The sequence below is a fragment of the Robiginitalea sediminis genome (assembly GCF_002198115.1).
GTDB classification, from domain to species: Bacteria; Bacteroidota; Bacteroidia; order Flavobacteriales; family Flavobacteriaceae; genus Robiginitalea; species Robiginitalea sediminis.
Genome location: NZ_NGNR01000004.1, coordinates 230,303 through 246,113, shown reverse-complemented (window position 1 = coordinate 246,113; position 15,811 = coordinate 230,303). Strand labels below are relative to the sequence as shown.

Below are 15,811 nucleotides of genomic sequence, written 5' to 3'. Positions count from 1 at the left end.
ATTGAGGATGGAAACAGTGTGGACCTGAGTGGCTACCTCGATAATACCGATGACCAGAACATCAGCGGGTCCGCCTTGGTAGGTACCGATCTTACTATTGGCATCGAAGGAGGAGGCAGTGAAACTGTGGACCTTTCCAGCCTTGTGGGTACCGACGACCAGACCCTGACCCTGGCTGCTAACAGCCTGTCTATTGAGGACGGCAACAGNATTGGCATCGAAGGAGGAGGCAGTGAAACTGTGGACCTTTCCAGCCTTGTGGGTACCGACGACCAGACCCTGACCCTGGCTGCTAACAGCCTGTCTATTGAGGACGGCAACAGCGTGGACCTGAGTGGGTACCTGGATAACACGGACGACCAGAACATCAGCGGCTCTGCCCTGGTGGGCACCGATCTTACTATTGGCATCGAAGGCGGAAGCAGCGAGACAGTTGATCTTTCCAGCCTTGTGGGTACTGACGACCAAACCGCTTCAGAGGTAAACATCACCGACGCCGGCGGCAACTTCACCGCCACGGACGTTGAAGGAGCCCTGGCCGAACTGGCCGCAGGCAGCACCGACGACCAGACCCTGACCCTGGCTGCCAACAGCCTTTCCATCGAGGATGGGAACAGTGTGGACCTGAGTGGCTACCTCGATAATACCGATGACCAGAACATCAACGGCTCTGCCCTGGTAGGCACCGACCTGACCATCGGGATCGAAGGCGGAACCAGTGAAACTGTGGATCTCTCAAGCCTCGTGGGAACCGACGACCAGAACATCAGCGGCTCTGCCCTGGTGGGCACGGACCTGACCATTGGCATCGAAGGNCACGGACGTAGAAGGCGCCCTGGCCGAATTGGCCGCGGGAAGCACCGACGACCAGACCCTGACTCTGGCTGCCAACAGCCTTTCCATCGAGGATGGGAACAGTGTAGACCTGAGTGGTTACCTGGATAACACGGACGACCAGAACATTAGTGGTTCTGCCCTGGTAGGTACGGACCTGACCATCGGGATCGAAGGAGGAACCAGTGAAACTGTGGATCTCTCAAGCCTCGTGGGAACCGACGACCAGAACATCAGCGGCTCTGCCCTGGTGGGCACGGACCTGACCATTGGCATCGAAGGAGGAGGCAGTGAAACTGTGGATCTCTCAAGCCTCGTGGGAACCGACGATCAAACCGCTTCAGAGGTAAACATCACCGACGCCGGCGGCAACTTCATCGCCACGGACGTAGAAGGAGCCCTGGCCGAACTGGCCGCGGGCAGCACCGACGACCAGACCCTGACTCTGGCTGCCAACTCCCTTTCCATCGAAGACGGGAATAGCGTAGACCTGAGCGGGTACCTGGATAACACGGACGACCAGAACATNCAGTGAAACTGTGGATCTCTCAAGCCTCGTGGGAACCGACGACCAGAACATCAGCGGCTCTGCCCTGGTGGGCACGGACCTGACCATTGGCATCGAAGGGGGAGGCAGTGAAACTGTGGACCTCTCCAGCCTTGTGGGTACTGACGACCAAACCCTGACCCTGGCTGCCAACAGCCTTTCCATCGAGGATGGAAACAGTGTAGATCTGAGCGGGTATCTGGATAACACGGACGACCAGAACATCAGCGGCTCTGCCCTGGTAGGCACCGACCTGACCATTGGCATCGAAGGAGGAGGCAGTGAAACTGTGGACCTCTCAAGCCTCGTGGGTACTGACGATCAGAACATTAGTGGTTCTGCCCTGGTGGGTACAGACCTGACCATTGGGATTGAAGGAGGAGGCAGTGAGACTGTGGACCTCTCAAGCCTCGTGGGTACTGACGATCAAACCGCTTCAGAGGTTAACATCACCGACGCCGGCGGCAACTTTACCGCCACGGACGTAGAAGGCGCCCTGGCCGAATTGGCCGCGGGAAGCACCGACGACCAGACCCTGACTCTGGCTGCCAACAGCCTTTCCATCGAGGATGGAAACAGTGTAGACCTGAGTGGTTACCTGGATAACACGGATGATCAGACCCTGACCCTGGCTGCCAACAGCCTCTCTATTGAGGATGGAAACAGTGTAGACCTGAGTGGCTACCTGGATAACACCGACGATCAATTCGACGATGAGGTGCCCCTGAGGACCCCGATCGATGTAGATGAAGGGGGAGAAGCAGCACCTACTGCCGAGACTACCGTTCAGGAAGTGATCAATGCCATTGCTCCCATTACGTCAAAGGCTGCCCGGGTATTTTATCCGCCGTCTATCGCGATCGATGCCTCCACCAACGGCACCGGGTTTACCGTAGACCTGTACGCCCAGTACCTGGCCCAGTTCGGATCCCCTGTGGCGTTTAGTCCCGGGGCTCCCAATGCCGTACCTACCTATGGGCCTACTGAGCTCTATTACTATGTGACCTATGCAGACCCGGCGGTTTTCTCCGGCCTGAGTATAGACCCCAATGGAGTACTGACCTACAACATCATCGGACAACCGGCAGATTACAACTCCCTGATCAACGTGGTATTTGTCGTTAAGTAAGACTTTGAAGCCTGCTTGTAGCTTGAAAACAAACACACGACATATCACCTGGCTCAGCACGGTACTGCTAGTATTCTTTGGCCTGTTCCAGGCCCAGGGACAGTTCCTGCTACAGGCCCCGAATTCCGGGGATGAAACCAATTTCCGTTGGTACGAAGCCTCCGATCCGGGGACGGTTCTGGGTACGGATTTCTTCTATGAAGCCACACAGCCCGGGGTGTATTTTGCGACCTACGATGGCACCCTTTGTGGTTCCAATGCCACCGGTTACTTTATCCTTACGGATTGCAACAGCCCGGATAACCAGGTTACCCTGGACATCTCCGCGAATGTGAATGCCGGAGCCACGGTGAGCTGGAACCCCGCGGTTAGCGGCGACCAGTTGCGGCCGGTGGTGATAGCCACCCAGACCGTTACCCGATACACCGCCTCGATTATTAAAGCCGGGGTGTCAACAGCCCTTCCGCGATTTACCATAGTGTGTATGCAGCAGGCCGCTATCTTGGCAGACGACCTGGTGGTGACCAACGAAGATACTGCCGTGGTAGTTCCTATTTACGATAATGATTCCCAATTACCCCAGGACGGAACCCTCACGGCAACGGATCCTGCCAATGGCAGTGTGACCATAGACCTGAACGGGACGCCGAACGATCCTACGGACGATATCCTGACCTACACCCCGGACCCCGACTTCAACGGGACGGACACTTTTGATTATACTGTTTGTAACACCTCGGGCGACTGCAGCACGGCCACGGTCACTGTAGATGTCCTTCCCATAGTGGATGCCCTGGATGATGCGGTTGCAACAGAAGAGGATGTCCCGGTAACTATAGATGTGCTGGCCAATGACAACGATATCCCCACCCTCGGAACCCTGACGGCAACCAACCCGTCTAACGGTACGGCCACCGTCAACGACAACGGGACGCCCAACGATCCTTCCGACGATACCATAACCTATACCCCCAACCCAGGGTTTACAGGGTCCGATACCTTCGATTATACCCTCTGCGACAATGCGGGCAACTGCAGTACAGCCACCGTCTCGGTAGTGGTCAACCCGATGGGGGTTGATATCGACAGCGACGACGACGGTATTGTCGACAGCTTCGAGGACCTGAACCTGGACGGGGACGGCGACCCATCCACAGACCCCACCGATACCGATGGGGACGGCATCCCGGATTACCTGGATATCGACAGTGACGATGATGGCATCCCGGATAACGTGGAGGCCCAGACCACTCTGGGGTATATTTCGCCCACCGGGGTGGATGCCAATGCCAACGGGCTGGATGACGCCTATGAGAATGGCGGGGCGGTAGGCCTTATCCCCGAAGATACTGATGGGGATGGTATCCCGGATTATGTGGACCCGGATAGTGACAATGATGGGGTTCCGGACAGCATCGAGGGCCATGATTTTGACCGCGATGGGGTTGCAGACGTTACCTTCATTGGATCGGACAAGGACAATGACGGCCTGGACGACGGGTACGAGGGAGACACGGCCATCGATTCGGATGTGAACGACAAGATCGACGACCCCACCAACGACCTGCCCAATACAGATGGCGACGGTGAAATGGACTACCGCGACCCGGATGACGATAACGACAACATCCCGACCGCATCGGAGGATGCCAATGGCGATGGCAATTTTGCCAATGACGATGTGGATGCAGACGGGATCCCGGATTACCTGGAGCCCAACCGCGACCCGGATGCCATAGAGATTTACAATGTAGTGACGCCCAATGGGGACGGATCTCACGATTACCTGAAAATAGAGGGCCTCGAGCTCTTCCCGAATAATACCATCCGGATCTATAACCGTTGGGGAGTCCTGGTGTTCACCACCCGGGCATACGATACTGCGGGCAATGTATTCGACGGGACTTCCCAGGGCAGGGTAACGGTACAACAGGACAACAAACTTCCTGTGGGGACCTACTTCTACATCCTGGATTACGAAGACGACAACGGGCAGATGCAAACGCGCACCGGCTACCTCTACTTAAACCGATAGGGCATGAAAGGCATACGAATCAATACAGTTGGAAACACAGGTAGCATCCGTAGTTTGGCGCTGCTGCTTGCCTGCCTGATGGGGACATTCCTGAGTGCGCAGCAGGATGCCCAGTATACCCAGTATATGTACAACACGGTTAGTGTGAACCCCGGGTATGCCGGTTCCCGCGGCCACCTGAGTGTGGCTGCCCTGTACCGGGCACAATGGGTAGGCCTGGACGGCGCCCCGAAAACGCAGACGTTTAACCTGCATTCCCCTGTGGGATACAGAGGGGTAGGGATGGGGGTATCCATTGTAAACGACCAGATAGGTCCTACTTCCGAAACCTATTTCGACGCGGACTTCTCTTATACCATCCAGGTGGGGCCGGAGCAACGGCTTAGTTTCGGGCTTAAGGGAAGTGTCCACCTGCTGGACATCCGGTTCTCGGAACTCAACCAGGACCCTAACTTTCCGGATGCCCAGCTGCAGGCCGATATACAGAACCGGCTCTCGCCCAATGTGGGGGCTGGGGTGTATTACCACACCGAGCGATTTTATGCGGGGCTTTCCGTTCCCAGGTTCCTGGAAACCAACCACTTTCAGGAGTCTTCCCTGTCCGCAGCCCGGGAACAGATGAATTTCTATCTCATTACGGGCTATGTATGGGACCTGAACCCCCTGTGGAAATTCAAGCCTACCCTGCTGACTAAGGCTACCCTGGGGGCTCCCTTGCAGATGGACTTTTCAGCCAACTTCATGTACGATGAAAAGTTCATCTTCGGGGCAGCCTACCGATGGGATGCCGCCTTTAGCGGGATGATTGGCTTTAACATTTCGCGCGCCTTCCTGATTGGCCTGGCATATGACCGGGAGATTACCGAACTGGGAAGTGCTGCCTTTAATGACGGGTCCTTCGAAGTGATCCTGCGGTACGATTTTATCCGTACCGTGGGCAACATCAAAAGTCCCCGCTTCTTCTAACCCCTACCTCCTGATTTTTAAGATGCCCTTAACGGGTATCTCCTTCAAAGGCCTTATTTTTGGAGTGTGAAGGAAGAACAGGTAATCCTGGTGAGCCCGCAGGACGAGGTCCTCGGCACCATGCCCAAGATGGAAGCCCATGAAAAGGCGGTCCTGCACCGTGCGTTTTCGGTTTTCATCCTCAACGACAAAGGTGAACTCATGTTGCAGCAACGCGCTGCCGAAAAATACCACTCCCCCCTGTTGTGGACCAATACCTGCTGCAGCCACCAACGGCTTGGGGAATCTAATATAGAAGCCGGGAAACGCCGGCTGCAGGAGGAAATGGGTTTTACCACCCCCTTGCAGGAGCTTTTCTCCTTTATCTACAAGGCGCCCTTCGACAACGGTCTTACCGAGCACGAACTGGACCACGTGCTGTTGGGGTCCTATACGGGGACTCCTGAGATAAACCCCGAGGAGGTTGCCGCCTGGAAATGGATGGCCCTGGCCGAGGTAGACCGAGACCTGGCAGAACACCCGGAGTCTTATACGGCCTGGTTCCGCATCGTTTTCAGGCGGTTTTACGAACACGTACAATCGCAATCCTAGTCCGCTATGAATGTCAAAGTAAGCAGAAAGGCCCATTTTAACGCTGCGCACCGCCTCTACCGAAAGGATTGGGACGACGCCAGGAACCAGACGGTTTTTGGTAAATGCAACAACCCTATGTTCCACGGGCACAATTACGAGCTTATCGTAAGTGTAACCGGGCCTATTGACCCGGAAACGGGGTTTGTTATAGACATGAAAGTCCTTAAAGACCTGATCCGCGACTATGTGGAAGAACCCTTCGACCATAAAAACCTCAATGAGGAGGTGGAGGAGTTCCGTACACTCAACCCTACAGCCGAAAATATTGCCGTGGTGATCTGGAACCGGTTGCGACCTCATATAGACCAGGCCTGCAGCCTGGAAGTGCAGCTTTTTGAGACGCCCCGGAATTTTGTAACCTATAACGGCTAAGAATGGGACTGGCTGTAGGAACCCCGGCTCCCGACTTTGTTCTGAAGGATCAGGAGGGAAAAGAATTCAGGCTCTCGGACCATCTCGGGGAGCGCCCCATCGTGGTGTTTTTCTACCCGAAGGATTTTACCCCGGGCTGTACCGCCGAAGTTTGCTCTTTCCGGGACCATTATTCGGATTTTACGGATGCGGGTGCCCTGGTAGTGGGCATTAGTTCCGATTCCGAAAAATCCCATGGCCGGTTCGCCATGCGCCACCAGCTCCCCTTCCCGCTACTGAGTGACCCAGGGGGGAAGATCCGCAGGAAGTTTGCCGTGGCACCAAAACTGTTTGGCCTGCTCCCCGGGAGGGAGACCTTTGTGTTAGACCGGCAGGGGAAGATCGCCATGGCCTACGAAGCCGTCCAGGCCTCCGGCCACCATAAAAGGGCCCTGGCCCAGGTTCAAAAACTCATATAATGGAGTGTTACCCCCTTCTTTTTGACCCTATTCTCATGGAGCGCCTTTGGGGCGGCACCCGGTTGCACGAGGTGCTTGGGAAGCCCGACCGCGGTGCGGGTATCGGCGAGAGTTGGGAACTCTCAGGCGTGCCTGCTGCAGTTTCGGTAGTTTCCAATGGCCTTTACTCCGGGGAGGACCTCAATACCTTAATTGGCACCTTTGGTGCCGAGCTCCTGGGAACCCGTGTCCTGGAGCGTTTTGGCGGGGAGTTTCCGGTTCTTATCAAATTTATCGATGCCCGGGAAGACCTTTCCATCCAGCTGCACCCGGACGATGCCATGGCGCGCCGGCGGCATAATTCCTTTGGGAAGACCGAGATGTGGTACATCATGGATGCAGATCCCGGGGCCTCCCTTATTGTAGGCTTTAACAGGGATGTGCAACCCCGGGAGTACCAGGAGGCGCTGGCAGAAGGGCGGCTCACCGAATTACTTCATTATGAACCGGTAACAGAAGGGGATGCCTATTTTATAAATGCCGGTAAGATCCACGCCATTGGCGGGGGAATCCTTCTGGCCGAAATCCAGCAGACTTCCGACGTAACCTACCGGGTGTACGATTTCGACCGCAGGGATGCTCAGGGGAAGCTCCGGGAATTGCATACCGAGCAGGCACTGGAGGCTATGGATTTCAAACAAAGGGATGACTTCTGCCTGGCGTATGACCGTACTGTCACAGGGGGTCAGGTCCTGGCCGACACCCCCTATTTTACCACCCATTTCCTGCATCTGACTTCCGATACCCATAAGGACCTGTCAGACCGGGATTCGTTTACGGTGCTGGTTTGCGTAGATGGAACCGCAGAAGTCGTCCTCAAGGATGGTACGGCAAAGGTTAGGCGGGGGGAAACCCTCCTGCTCCCCGCTTGTGCGGAGTCCTTAACCCTGCGCACCAAGAGTTGCAAATTACTGGAAGTGCATTTGTAGGCACCATATTGAAGGAAATCGTACTTTTGTTTCAGAAAACAAAGGAATTATGGCAAGCATCCGCAACCTGAAGAAGGAGATCAACAATGTGCTGGGAGACGTAATCGAAGCGGTCTACATCGTGGAGGAAACCCAGGGGACCCATGGTTCCAAGGAAGGAACCGCCATTATAGACAAGGCCATTGAAACCTTTGATGCGCTTATTGCGGAAATCCACAAGAAGGATGTGGAGAACCCCGGTGCCCACTTTGCATCGGTGCGCAATACCCTGGAAAAGGAAGCTACCACCCTTGTGGAGCGGATTAACAATATGGCTTAGTCCCCGGACTTTTCCAATAACTCCGCCAGCTTTACCCCATATTTGGACCGGGCTACACTGTCTGGCAATACCCCGTAGATAGAATCCAGGTAAACCGGGTTGGCATCGGCTACCTCGCTTACGGCAATATACGGCGCCAGATATGTGGCTTTGTTGTTGATGGCAAAGTTGATGGCATACAGGTAGGAGCGTTTCAGTAAGTTGTCCGATACCTGGGTCAGGGAATCGATAGCTGCGGAATCATCGGGCAGGGCAAGGGGTGCCAGGGCGCGGTTCAGTTCCAGCTGGCGCACGTGGAAACGCGATTGTGCCTTGCGGTATTCCTCAAAGAGTTCCTGTTCCCGGGAACCGCTTATTTTCGCGGCCCCTTCGAAATTGTCCCATTCGGTTTCGATGTGGATTTTTCCGGGGGCAGTGAAAAGGACAATACGGTCATTAATCACATTATTGTCTGCTTTATCCAGATACAGGTAGTAAATGTCCGGCCCCTGAACCTCGCTGCTAAGGGTGAATACCCCACTGCCGTCTACCTGTAGGGAGTCCAGGGTAACCAGGGTGGAATCCGTAACGGTTTGCAGGAGCAACCGGCCCTTTTTAAGCCCTTTTACATTCCCTTCCACTTCCAGCAGGTAGGAATCCGAACCTGAACTGCAGGAGGCTAGCCATACGATGCTGAGCAGCAATACCCCAATCTTTTTCATATCCTTCAGATGAGGCGCAAATATGCGCTTTTTTCGGCAATCCATCAAGGATCAGCCCGTGCCTATAGCCGCTGCTATTTCAAGCAGATACGCGCAGAGAAGGGCACCCCCGGTTCCCACCACGTATCCTAAAACCGCCAGCAGGACCCCTACCGAACTCAAGGACGGATGGAATTCGGCAGCGACCACAGGGGCAGAAGCAGCCCCGCCCACATTGGCCTGGCTGCCTACGGCCAAAAAGAAGAACGGGGCCCGGATCCATTTGGCCACCAGGATGAGCAGGCCCGCATGAAAGCCAATCCAGATAAGCCCCAGGACGATTAGCCCGGGGTTTTCCAACAGGCGGCTCAGGTCCATCTTCATCCCGATGGTGGCTACCAGGATATAGATAAACACCCCGCCGAGCTTACTGGCGCCGGCCCCTTCGTAGTTTTTGGCCCTGGTGAAGGAAAGGGCAATACCAATGGCAGTGGCAATAACCACCATCCAGAAGAATTCCCCACCCAGGAAAGAGAAAAAGCTGCTGGGGTCGCTCACCCAGCTTACGCCAGCAGAAAGGGCACCGCTGGTTATTCCGCCCAGGAAGTGGGCCAGCCCCACGGCGGTAAAGGCCAGGAAGAATAGGACCATATAATCGTTCAGGGTAGGCACGCGCGTAATACTCTCTGCAAAGGCCGTGACTTTTTTCTTCAGGGCCTCAATGGAAGAGGCATCGGCCTTCAGCCACCGGTCAATTTGACGGGTTTTGCCTACCCCCAAAAGCAGGATGGCCATCCAGATATTGGCACCCACGATGTCGACCAGGACCATTTCCCCAAAGCGGTCCGGGTTAAACTGAAATATTTCCAGCATGGCCGCCTGGTTGGCACCGCCCCCAATCCAGCTCCCCGCGATGGTGGAAAGCCCCCGCCAGACGGCATCGAACCCTACGCCACCCACAGTTTCGGGGCTTACCGCTGAAACGATCAAAACGGCCAGGGGCCCGCCAATAATAATTCCTGCCGTACCGGTCAGGAACATAATCAGGGCTTTGGATCCCAGGTTGCTGATGGCTTTCAGGTCTATGCTGAGGGTCATCAGAACCAAGGCTGCCGGCAACAGGTACCGGCTGGCCATGAAATACAAACGGGAATGGTCGTCCGAAATAATCCCCAGACTGGCCAGGATGGCAGGCAGGAGGTAACACAGCAGAATGGCCGGCACCCAGTTGTAAAACCGTTGCCAGAAACCTTTTTTCGAGCCGGAAGTAAGGAAGACGAAGCCCAGGCAGGCGGCTAGCAGGCCCAGGGTAATGGTATCGTTGGTAATCAGGGGTTCATCCATGGGGGATAATTCAGATTCGCCCCAAAAGATAGGATTTTTTAAACAGTCCCCATTAGATGTTGAGCCAGTAGGTAAGTTTCAGGTTAACCGAACGGAAGCGCGGGCTGAACTGGTTTACATAGTAGTTGTCTGTATAGACGAAAAACAGGTCGGAAAGGGGGGCAAAGCGCCATTGCAGGCGGGCATTGATCCCCAGGTTATCCCGTTGGTTGCTGTACTGAACCAGGGTATTGAGGAACAGCGACCGGGAGAAGGTGAGCTCGAACCGCGGGGCAATCAGCCAGATGTCCGCGCTGGGGTAGGGGTCCGGAAGGCTAATTTTGTCGTAATTCAACTGCATGGAAATAAAGGCCTTGGGTTGAATCCTGACGCTGAACTGGCCCTCTACGGATAACCGCTCCCCGTTAAAGAAATCTCCATAGGTGGTTTCCACACTGTAGGAGGCGATCCTGCGCCTGTCGGACTGGTATTGGATCTGGGCACTGTTGTAATAGTAATCCGTGTCCGCCGGGAGTTCGAGCCCATCGGAGCGGGTGGGGTCGAAGGAATCGAAGAGGTAGGTGTATTCGTTGTTCCACTGCAGGCGGATCTCCTGCTGGTTCCGCAGCCGGGCTTCCCACCGGGTGCGGATGGTGTAATCCGTGCGCAGCATATCGCTGCTGGGCTGCCAGATAAATACGGGGGTAATGCCGAAACTGTGGTTGTTGATGATGCTGTTCTCCGGCCAGAACACGTGGGAGATATTAAAAAGGCCTTTAAAGATGTCATTTCTCCTTACAAAACCCAGGTCCGATTCAAAATTTTCCCCCAGGTATACGGCCTTGGCAAACCCGTTCCACCTGCGGGTGTTGTAGCGCATGGTTGCCCCGGCTGACCAATCTTTGCTCTCCACCCCCGGGCTGAAGGACTTGTGCAGGTAATACTGCCCGCTCCAGACGTTATCTGCCGAGATGAGGTTATAATCGATCCCCGCAACCCGGTTGTAGCGGTCCTCGGGTAGGACAAAGTCGTTATCGCCTATGGTTTGACGGTTCAGGAGGAAAAACCCGATGTTGGAACGGGAAAATACCAGCTGCTGGAGGGCCAGCATACTGTTGTTGTTCGCAGCGATTTCATTGGCTGCATCCTCTTCGGTCTGGATGTTGAAAAACCCGAGGCGCAACTTGTCATTCACCTTCCCGCTTAGGCGGACCCCTGCCAGGATCCGGTTTTCGATAGTATTCCCCGCAGTGTCTTCGGCGATTCCGATCCGCCTCGAGAAAAAGGGATTCGCATCCCGGGAGTCCCCAAAGCTCGCGAACAGGTCGTTGTTGTCTACAAAAAACTGTCTCTTTTCGGGCAGGGCAATGGCAAAACGGGTGAGGTTGGTTACCTGGTCGTCCACTTCAACCTGGGAAAAATCCGGGTTGAGTGTCACATCGAGGTTCATACTGTTCCCGATGGAGATTTTAGCATCGCCACCCACCTTAAAGTTGGTTTCTTCCAATGGGGTTTCCCTGTCCTGGAACCAGCTGGTGTTCACATAGGGGATAAGCGCCATGGGGGTTCGCGACCGGCCCAGGGGTTTTTCAAACACCATTTCCCCCATAAAGGTAAGCCCGTAGATATTTTGGTTCTGCGGTATCTGTACCCAGGTGGAACTTTCGTTGGATTGGGTATCGAAGCGGTAGCTGTTAAAGCGCCAGCGGGTTTCCCCTTCCCTGAATTTAAAGGAGGTTAGCGGGATAACAAGTTCTGAAGTGTAGTAGTCGTCATAGATCTGGGATTCCCCTTTCCATTTGACGTCCCAGGAAATGGTGAATCCGCTTAAATCCAGTCCGCCGCCTGATACCAGGCCTTCCCGTTGGACTCCATAGGGGTTGGTCCCGAATAAAAACGCGTTGTTCCCGTCATTGAAAGTATCGAAAAGAAGGGTAATATTGTCGGAGTTGCCGGCCCGGAAATCCCTTCGCAGCGATTGGATGGCATAATTCCGCCCTGCTGTGTTCACGCGGATGCCAATGTACAGGTTGGTGTCGTCGAAGAGCATTTTGATATCCGACTGCTGCCGGGCCTGAATACTGTCTACAGGGAAGTATTCCCAGAAGTCTTTTGCACTTTCGGCCCCTTCCCATGCAGCATCGTCCAGAATACCGTCTAATACGATGGGCTGGTCGGTAAATTTAACCGTGAAGGACTTTTGGGGAATTTGCTGTCCGCGCACCAGGGCAGTCAGGGAAAGGCAAACCAGTAGGAACCAAATTCTTGGACTCATTATCTCATTCAGGCGTTCGGGTGTCAAATTTACACCATTAATAAGGATCCCGCAGTTGTTCCGGGATAAATTAGTTCGATTGTACAATAAAGGTGCTCAAGGTCTCTACCAGCCCTTCGGCCAAAGGCACCCCCGGGTCTGTATAGGCCTGCTGTTGTGTTTCGGGGGAGGTAACCTGTTTCAGCACGTGGTTCATCTGAGGCAGCACCACCCACTGCGCATCGGGCCGGACTTCCCGGAAGCCAAGGCCGGTTTCTACCGGGACCTGGGTATCCATCCCCCCATAAAGGAGCAGGACAGGCGCATCTACCCTGGCCAATTCCTCCCTGGGGTCATAGGCCATCCAGGAGCTCCATAACGGGCGTGAAGCCGGGGCCAGCAGGAGCTGGAGTACGGGCGATGCCCCGGAAAGCTCCAGGGGCTCTCCCTGTTTTAATTTCGCAAGAATTGGTCGGGCCTCCCTTCCCAGTTCCGGGTTTTGCGCGCTTAATTGCCGGACCAAAATGGAATCGATGGGCAGGGCAGGTCCTGCCAGGGAAGTAAAACTTCGCACCTGCCCGGAAGTCGCCAGCATCCCTACCAGGGAACCCTGGCTATGGCCAATCAGGTGTACCCCGGAAAACCGGGGGTCTTTTTCGAAATACTCCAGGGCTCTGCGCGCATCCGATACATAATCCGTAAGGGATACCTGATCCAGATACGGCAAATTGGCCTCCACGGCGGTGCGTTTGTCGTAGGAAAAAAAGGCAATCCCTTCGCGGTTGAGGGCCTTCCTGAGGGCTTTGATATAACCGGCTTGCACAAAGGTGCCCGGCTGGTTTCCGTTCCGGTCGATGTTGCCGGAACCGTGGATGTAGACCACCAGGGGCAGGGCACCTTCTCCCGTTGGGTAGGTCAGGGTACCCGGGATGCGGATGGAGTCGTTTTGCAACGGTATTTCTTCCTGCCGAACCTCCTGGGCAGACAGGTTTGTGGCCAGTAGCAGGCAGAAGAGAAAGCCTCTAAGGATTCGATTTATCACGGAAATTGCGCGTTTTGGTTTTATTAGGGTTGGTAAAGAGCCGTTTGAAAAAACCGTCTCGTTTTTCTGCGGGACAGTCCAGCAGGGAAAGCGTCCCGGGGTCTGGCTCCGGGAAGCGGGTTTGGGTCAGGGCCCGCAGTTCGGTGTCTTGTTGTATGCTTTTGTACCAGCGTGCAAAAAGCGGGAGTGCCGCCTGTGCCCCCTGTCCGATCCGGGTACTGGGGAACCCGATCCTGTGGTTGTCCAGCCCCACCCAGCTTACATGGACCAACTTAGGGGTGAGGGCCACAAACCAGGCATCCTTGTTGTTTTGCGTGGTACCTGTTTTTCCGGCCAGTTCCCCTTTGAGCCCGTATTGCGTCCGTAATGAAGCTGCCGTGCCTTTATCTGCAACGGATTCGAGCATCTTTAGCATCAGCTCACGGGTTTGCTCGGAAAATGCCGGAGGGTAGGGTTCCGGATTCTGGTGTTTGTAGCGTTCCCTGCCATCCCGATCCGTAACGGAGGTAATCAGGTAGGGGGTAACCGGCCGTCCGGAATTCAGGAAACAGGCATAGGCGCCGGCGAGCTGTTCCATCCCGACCTCCCCGCTTCCCAGGGCCAGGGAGGGTTGTTGCGGGAGTTCGTCGCGTATGCCCATGGCCCGGGCGGTTTCTATGACCTTCTCGATCCCGGTTTCCTCCAGGATTTTTACAGCTATGGTATTGACCGATTGCTGCAGGGCCGTCTGCATGGAATAATTCATATAGGCTTCGGCCTTTTCCCCGCTGTTGGAAGGGGTCCACCCCTCGAAATTTTCGTACCGGATTTCCCGGACGGCGTGGTAGCGACAGGGGTCCATCCCGTCTTCCAGGGCCGAGGCATAGACTACGGGCTTAAAGGTAGAGCCCACCTGCCGCCGGCTTTGGGCGATATGGTCGAATTTATAGTACTCGTAATTGATGCCCCCAACCCATACCCGGACGGCCCCGTCGGATGGGTTTATGGCCAGGCTGCCGGCCTGGAGGAGCTGTGCATAGTGGAGGATGCTGTCCATGGCCGAGCCATTTATGGTCCTGCCCCCATCCCAGTCCCAGAGGAAGACTTCCCTGGGTCTTTCCAGGCTGTCCAGCGCCTGGGAATCTGAAAGCCCTTGTTCTATCAATTTCAGGTAGGGTGCCGATTCCCGTACCAGTTGCAGGCTTACCGCAGAACCCTTCCGCCAGGGGGCAGCCTTTCCATAGCCTTCCCGAAAGCGTTTTTGAAGCACTTTCAGGTGTTCCTGCATGGCTGTTTCGGCATAGTGCTGCATGCGGGAATCGAGGGTGGTATATATCTTCAGGCCGGAGGTGTACAAGTCCAGTGGGGAATCCGGGTCGCTTTCCAACTCCAGCCACCGGGCCATGATTTTTCGTACCCTTTCTCTGAAATAGGGGGCCAATCCTGCATCGTGGCGGAAGGGCCGGTAATCCAGGCCGAGATCCTGGTTTTTCAGTCGGTTGGCTTCTTTGGTAGTCAAAACGCCGGATTTGGCCATCAGTTCCAGGACCAGGTTCCTGCGCTCCCGACTGCGCTCGGGAAACCTGTGGGGGTCATAGGTGTAGGTGGCCTTGAGCATCCCTACCAGGGTGGCGCCCTGATGCGGCTCCAGGCGGGCGGTAGTGGTGTTGAAAAAGGTTCGCGCTGCGGCTTCTATCCCATACCGGTTCCCCCCAAAAGACACCGTGTTGAGGTAGAGTTCCAGGATCTGGTCTTTGGAGTAGACCCGTTCCAGCCGTCTTGCTGCGATCATTTCCCTGAGCTTGTCCGCGGCCAGGCCCACTGTGCCGGTTCCGGTTCTGGGATACAGGTTTTTAATGAGCTGCTGGCTGAGGGTGCTGCCACCCCCCGCGGCTTCGTCCCCCATCAGGATGGATTTGACCAGGACACGTCCCAGGCTCGGGAAGTCAATACCGCGATGCTTCCGGAACCGGGCGTCCTCTACGGCTATCAGGGCCTCGATCAGATGGTCCGGGATCTCTTTCAGGGGAATGGGTTGCCGGTCGTAACGGAAGAATTTCCCGATCAGGACGCTATCCGAAGTATATACCTCGGAGGCCCGGTCCAGCTCCAGGGTTGCCAGTTCTTTCTCGGTAGGCACCGGCCCCCATAGCCCCAGGTATACCGATCCGGCAAAAAGGATCCCGATTCCCGTCAGGACCATAAGAATTCTCAGCAGAAACCGCCAGAGGCGCCGGCGCTGTGTTTTACGCGCTGTATTCACAGGGGGAAG

At 55.4% G+C, this 15,811-nt stretch carries 13 protein-coding genes; 8 read left to right on the top strand and 5 right to left on the bottom strand.

The genetic code is table 11. From position 1 onward, the window contains the following. The first annotated feature begins 1,373 nt into the window (after positions 1–1,373). The 8 genes from CA832_RS13600 to CA832_RS13565 all read left to right on the top strand — a co-directional run bounded on the left by CA832_RS13600 (position 1,374) and on the right by CA832_RS13565 (position 8,261). Positions 1,374–2,510 (top strand): hypothetical protein, encoded by a 1,137-nt coding sequence (locus CA832_RS13600; protein WP_143542398.1) that lies wholly within the window; start codon positions 1,374–1,376, stop codon positions 2,508–2,510. A 22-nt stretch (positions 2,511–2,532) separates the two neighbouring features. After that, positions 2,533–4,545: an Ig-like domain-containing protein gene (locus CA832_RS13595; protein WP_088342187.1), complete on the top strand. Its 2,013-nt coding sequence runs from the start codon at positions 2,533–2,535 to the stop codon at positions 4,543–4,545. A gap of 3 nt (positions 4,546–4,548) precedes the next feature. Then, entirely contained in the window at positions 4,549–5,511 is a 963-nt protein-coding gene (locus tag CA832_RS13590; RefSeq protein WP_088342186.1) for a PorP/SprF family type IX secretion system membrane protein, read from the top strand. Between the two features lie 66 nt (positions 5,512–5,577). After that, the gene (gene idi / locus CA832_RS13585; protein WP_088342185.1) at positions 5,578–6,102 is read left to right on the top strand and encodes an isopentenyl-diphosphate Delta-isomerase; all 525 of its coding nucleotides are present in this window, start codon (positions 5,578–5,580) and stop codon (positions 6,100–6,102) included. Positions 6,103–6,108: 6 nt separating this feature from the next. Then, complete coding sequence (locus CA832_RS13580) at positions 6,109–6,516, top strand: 6-pyruvoyl trahydropterin synthase family protein (protein WP_088342184.1); 408 nt, start codon at positions 6,109–6,111, stop codon at positions 6,514–6,516. Between the two features lie 2 nt (positions 6,517–6,518). Next, positions 6,519–6,974 (top strand): peroxiredoxin, encoded by a 456-nt coding sequence (locus CA832_RS13575; RefSeq protein ID WP_088342183.1) that lies wholly within the window; start codon positions 6,519–6,521, stop codon positions 6,972–6,974. Further along, a complete protein-coding gene (locus tag CA832_RS13570) occupies positions 6,974–7,942 on the top strand; it encodes a type I phosphomannose isomerase catalytic subunit (protein WP_088342182.1) in 969 nt (322 codons plus the stop codon). The genes CA832_RS13575 and CA832_RS13570 overlap by 1 nt, the downstream gene beginning before the upstream one ends. Positions 7,943–7,991: 49 nt before the next feature. Further along, positions 7,992–8,261: a hypothetical protein gene (locus CA832_RS13565; protein WP_088342181.1), complete on the top strand. Its 270-nt coding sequence runs from the start codon at positions 7,992–7,994 to the stop codon at positions 8,259–8,261. On the opposite strand, the gene CA832_RS13560 is transcribed toward CA832_RS13565, so the two are convergent. The 5 genes from CA832_RS13560 to CA832_RS13540 form a co-directional block, all read right to left on the bottom strand. Then, positions 8,258–8,962 carry a DUF4369 domain-containing protein gene (locus tag CA832_RS13560; RefSeq protein ID WP_088342180.1) on the bottom strand — a complete coding sequence of 235 codons (705 nt, stop codon included), beginning with the start codon at positions 8,960–8,962 and terminating at the stop codon, positions 8,258–8,260. The two genes, CA832_RS13565 and CA832_RS13560, sit on opposite strands and share 4 nt — an antisense overlap. Before the next feature lie 51 nt (positions 8,963–9,013). After that, on the bottom strand, positions 9,014–10,285 hold the full coding sequence (locus CA832_RS13555; RefSeq protein ID WP_088342179.1) for a DUF819 family protein: 1,272 nt from the start codon (positions 10,283–10,285) through the stop codon (positions 9,014–9,016). A gap of 52 nt (positions 10,286–10,337) precedes the next feature. Then, a complete protein-coding gene (locus tag CA832_RS13550) occupies positions 10,338–12,539 on the bottom strand; it encodes a DUF5916 domain-containing protein (protein WP_233131830.1) in 2,202 nt (733 codons plus the stop codon). A 70-nt stretch (positions 12,540–12,609) separates the two neighbouring features. Further along, positions 12,610–13,560 (bottom strand): alpha/beta hydrolase, encoded by a 951-nt coding sequence (locus tag CA832_RS13545; protein WP_158211937.1) that lies wholly within the window; start codon positions 13,558–13,560, stop codon positions 12,610–12,612. Beyond that, positions 13,541–15,802 (bottom strand): transglycosylase domain-containing protein, encoded by a 2,262-nt coding sequence (locus tag CA832_RS13540; RefSeq protein WP_233131828.1) that lies wholly within the window; start codon positions 15,800–15,802, stop codon positions 13,541–13,543. The genes CA832_RS13545 and CA832_RS13540 overlap by 20 nt, the downstream gene beginning before the upstream one ends. Between the last annotated feature and the right edge of the window lie 9 nt (positions 15,803–15,811).